The sequence below is a fragment of the Candidatus Protofrankia californiensis genome, assembly GCF_900634765.1.
Taxonomy (GTDB): domain Bacteria; phylum Actinomycetota; class Actinomycetes; order Frankiales; family Frankiaceae; genus Protofrankia; species Protofrankia californiensis.
This window is the reverse complement of sequence record NZ_CAAAFT010000428.1, coordinates 1-4,304: the sequence shown is the minus strand read 5'-3', so window position 1 is coordinate 4,304 and position 4,304 is coordinate 1. Positions and strand designations below refer to the sequence as shown.

At 70.5% G+C, this 4,304-nt stretch carries 4 protein-coding genes; 2 read left to right on the top strand and 2 right to left on the bottom strand.

The features are described from left to right. Both DD1DGNOD_RS21960 and gltX read right to left on the bottom strand, forming a co-directional pair. Positions 1–703 (bottom strand): ACT domain-containing protein (locus DD1DGNOD_RS21960; RefSeq protein WP_131770968.1); only part of this gene is annotated, 703 nt, incomplete at its 3' end. A 221-nt stretch (positions 704–924) separates the two neighbouring features. After that, a complete protein-coding gene (gene gltX / locus DD1DGNOD_RS21955; protein ID WP_131770961.1) occupies positions 925–2,346 on the bottom strand; it encodes a glutamate--tRNA ligase in 1,422 nt (473 codons plus the stop codon). A 203-nt stretch (positions 2,347–2,549) separates the two neighbouring features. On the opposite strand from gltX, the gene gatC reads away from it, so the two are divergent. Together gatC and gatA are read left to right on the top strand one after the other, a co-directional pair. Next, positions 2,550–2,846: an Asp-tRNA(Asn)/Glu-tRNA(Gln) amidotransferase subunit GatC gene (gene gatC, locus DD1DGNOD_RS21950; protein ID WP_131768387.1), complete on the top strand. Its 297-nt coding sequence runs from the start codon at positions 2,550–2,552 to the stop codon at positions 2,844–2,846. A 12-nt stretch (positions 2,847–2,858) separates the two neighbouring features. Then, on the top strand, positions 2,859–4,304 hold a 1,446-nt coding region (gene gatA, locus DD1DGNOD_RS21945; RefSeq protein WP_131770960.1), incomplete at its 3' end, for an Asp-tRNA(Asn)/Glu-tRNA(Gln) amidotransferase subunit GatA.

Sequence of the window (4,304 nt, the reverse complement as noted above, 5' to 3'; positions counted from 1 at the left end):
CCGGCGAGGTGTTCCGGTTGCGCACGATAGTCGCGGCTATGCCGGCCAGATGCGCCAGCCGCTGGACCTCGGAGGCGCGAAAACGCGGGCCACCGGGCCGTCCGATGAGCACCGCCACATCGGGGCTTCCCACCGGTGCCACCGCGAGTTCCATGCCGAGCGCGCTCCAGCGCGGCGGGAACCAGCTGGTATCCGGGTCGAGGCGCTGCGCGCGGTCCAGAGGCAGTGACAGCAGCGCGGGGCGCACCTTCTTCGGACTGGTCAGCTCGTCGCCACCGAGGTCGGGGGCGCCGACGGAGGTCTGGACGATCCGCACGTCCTGCGGCGCGACCCGTTCCAGCAGCACGGCCCAGTCGGCGTGGAACACCGCACCGACGAACTCGATGAGGACGGTGAGCGCGTCGTCGGGCCGGGTGGTCAGGGCTTCGACGAGGTCCAGGTCGTGCGTGATGCCGACGTCGTCGGCCGGGTATGGGCGCAGGGACTCCACGCTCACCCCGGGTACGGACTGGGCTGCGGTCAGCACGGTGTCGGCCAGCCCGGCCGGGGGCAGCTGGACGACGAGGTCGTCCACGGCGCCGTGCGCGCCACGCTCGACGACGCCAAGGCTGACGATGTCGATGCCGGCCTGACCCAGGGCGGTCGCGACGGCGCCCAGGGCGCCGGGACGGTCCGGCAGGACGAGGCGCAGCAGATACGACATGTAGTCAAGGATGCATTTCGTGCGTGCCAATCTGGTGGCAACTACGTCACGTGCAGGTATCAGTGCTGCTCATCGGGGTACCTTCAGGCTCCTCTGGCTGGTAGCGGATCACACTTCTCTTCACGTTGTGTTACCTCAGGTAAAGAGTTTGCCTTTTGACGGACGGCCGGTACGGCATCCGTCGCATCCGGTACGGGACCTGCCCGATCAGGTGAGCCGGATCAGGTGAGCCGGGCCAGGGCGGTGCGCAGCCGGGTGAGCGTCCGGTCCGGGCCAAGGGCCGCCAGCGTCTCGAACAGCGGCAGCCCCACCGATCTGCCGGTCACGGCCACCCGCACCGGTGCCTGTGCCTTGCCCAGCTTCAGCCCGTGGGCAAGACCGACCTCCTCCAGGCGTGCCTTCAGGGTCTGCGCGTCCCATGCCTGGTCACCGGCGGCCTGGGAGTAGGCGTCGACGGTGGCCGTGAGCAGGGCGGCCGCGTTGTCCCTGTCCTTCACGGTCTTCAACCACGCCGCCTCGTCGACGACCGGCTCGTCGAGGAACAGGAAGTCCACCAGCGCCACGATCTCGGACAGCAGCACCAGCCGGGTCTGTGCAAGCGGTGCGACCGCCGCGAACACGTCCGCGTCGTAGGCGTCGGCGTCCCACGGAGTGGACGGCCCGGTGAGCCAGGGCCCGCATGCGGCGATGAACTCCTCGAGGGGCAGCGCCCGGATGTACTCGCCGTTGAACGCGCGTAGCTTCGCCACGTCGAAGAACGCCGGAGCGGAGTTGACCTCCTCCAGCCGGAACTCGGTCTCGATGACCTCCCAGGGAACGATCTCCCGGTCACCCGAGGGCGCCCAGCCGAGCAGCATCAGATAGTTGCGCATGGCCGCGGCCAGGTAGCCCTCGGCGCGGAAGTCCTCCAGCGCCACCCTGTCCCGCCGCTTCGACAGCTTCTGCCGCTTGGCGTTGACCAGGATCGGCGTGTGCGCCCACACCGGCGGCGGCGTGCCCAGGGCCTCCCACAGCAGCTGCTGCTTGGGAGCGTTGGACAGGTGCTCCTCGGCCCGGATGACGTGGGTGATGCCCATGGTCATGTCGTCGACGACGTTGGCCAGCAGGAACGTAGCCGAGCGGTCCCCACGGGCGATGACGAAGTCCTCCAGCAGGGCGTTGTCGAACGCGGGCTTGCCGCGGACGAGGTCGTCGACGATCGTCGCGCCCTCGTCCGGCGTCCGGAAGCGCACGGCGCGGCCCTCGGCGGCGGCGAGCCCCCGGTCGCGGCAGAAGCCGTCGTAGCCGCGGTGGCTGTCCCCGGTCCGGGCGATCACGTCCTCGCGCGAGCAGTCGCAGAAATAGGCGCGCCCGGCGGCGAGCAGCCGTCCGATCGCCTCCTGATGCGCCCCGGCGTTCGCTGACTGGAGGTACGGGCCTTCGTACTCGTCCGGCCCGACACCGAGCCACGCCATCGCGTCAATGATCCCCTGCGTCCACTCGGGACGGCTGCGGGCGGCGTCGGTGTCCTCGATACGCAGCACCAGCGAACCGCCCGGCTGGCGGGCGACCACCCAGTTCAGCAGCAGGGACCGGGCGTTGCCGACATGGAACATGCCGGTCGGGGACGGCGCGAAACGCAGCCGTGGAACGACGCTGACCACTCCCGCACCGTATCGCCCGAGCGCACGGTGTCGCCGGTGGCCGGCACGCCACAGGCCGATGAGGTGGACCGGACCGTACGATGACCACAGCGTCGTCCGCGGGCCGGGCCGGCTCGGCTCCCGTCCGCCGCCGACACGCACGCGGGTCAGCAAGCCACAAGGTGATCGGAAGGTCATCGGGAAGTCAGAGGATTGTAACCGGTATGGCGATTACCAGGGACGAGATCGCGCATCTTGCCCGCCTGTCGCGGCTGGCGCTGTCGGACGAGGAACTCGACACGCTTGCCCCCCAGCTCGATGTGATCATCGGTGCCGTCGCCCGGGTCGCGGAGGTGGCCGCCGGCGACATCCCACCGACGACGCATGCCGTCCCGCTGACGAACGTGTTCCGGGCCGACATCACCCGCCCGTCCCTGCCGCGGACCGACGCTCTCGCCGGTGCGCCCGCCGTGGAGGACGGCCGATTCCGGGTGCCGCGCATCCTTGATATGGACGAGTGAGGGTTCCTCTCCGTGACCGACGTCATCCGTTTCTCCGCCGCCCGAACCGCCGCCGCGATCGCCGCGGGTGAGCTCAGCGCGCTGGAGGCGACCCAGGCCGCGCTCGACCGGATCGCCAAGGTCGACGACCGGATCAACGCCTTCCTCCACGTCGACGTCGACGGCGCCCTCGCCGCGGCCCGTGACGTCGACCGGCGCCGAGCCGCGGGGGAGGCCCTCGGGCCGCTCGCGGGTGTCCCGCTCGCCCTCAAGGACGTCTTCACCGCCCAGGGGATGCCCACGACCTGCGGTAGCCGCATCCTGGAGGGCTGGTATCCGCCGTACGACGCGACCATCGTGTCGAAGCTGCGCGCGGCCGGTGTCGTCATCATCGGCAAGGCCAACATGGACGAGTTCGCGATGGGGTCGTCCACGGAGAACTCCGCCTACGGCCCGACCCGCAACCCGTGGGACACCGACCGCATCCCTGGTGGCAGCAGCGGGGGCAGCGCGGCGGCCGTGGCCGCGTTCGAGACGCCGATCGCGATCGGTACCGACACCGGCGGCTCGATCCGCCAGCCGGCGGCGGTGTGCGGGCTGGTCGGAGTCAAGCCGACCTACGGCGGGGTGAGCCGCTACGGCCTGGTCGCCTTCTCCAGCTCCCTGGACCAGGCCGGGCCGTTGGCCCGTACGGTGACCGACGCCGCGTTGCTGCACGCCACCATCGCCGGTCACGACCCGCTGGACACGACAAGCGTGGAGCTCGCGCCGCCTGCCGTGGTGGCCGCCGCCGCCAGCCGCAACCTGCGCGGTGTGCGGATCGGCGTGGTCCGAGAGCTGTCCGGGGACGGCTACGACATCGGCGTCCGTGCGCGTTTCTCCGACGCCCTCGAGGTTCTCGTCGGCCTTGGTGCCGAGGTTGTCGAGGTCAGTTGCCCGCATTTCACCTACGCGCTGCCCGCCTACTACCTGATCGCGCCGAGCGAGTGCTCGTCCAACCTGGCCCGCTTCGACGCGATGCGCTTCGGCCTGCGGGTGGGTGACGACGGCGAGGCGGGAGCCGAGGAAGTCATGACCCGCACCCGCGGAGCCGGGTTCGGGCCCGAGGTCAAGCGGCGGATCATCCTGGGGACCTACGCGCTGTCGTCGGGCTACTACGACGCCTACTACGGTCAGGCGCAGAAGGTCCGGACGCTGATCAGTCAGGATTTCGCCGCCGCCTACGAGCGGGTCGACGTGCTGGTCTCGCCCACCACGCCCACTGTCGCTTTCCGGCTCGGGGAGAAGGTCGACGACCCGGTGGCGATGTACCTGTCCGACCTGTGCACGATCCCGTCGAACCTGGCCGGCGGACCGGCGATGAGCCTGCCGGTCGGTCTCGCCGAAGGGCTTCCCGTCGGATTCCAGATCATGGCGCCGGCGTTCGCCGACGACCGGTTGTACCGGGTCGGTGGCGCGCTGGAGGCGGCGCTGGAGGCC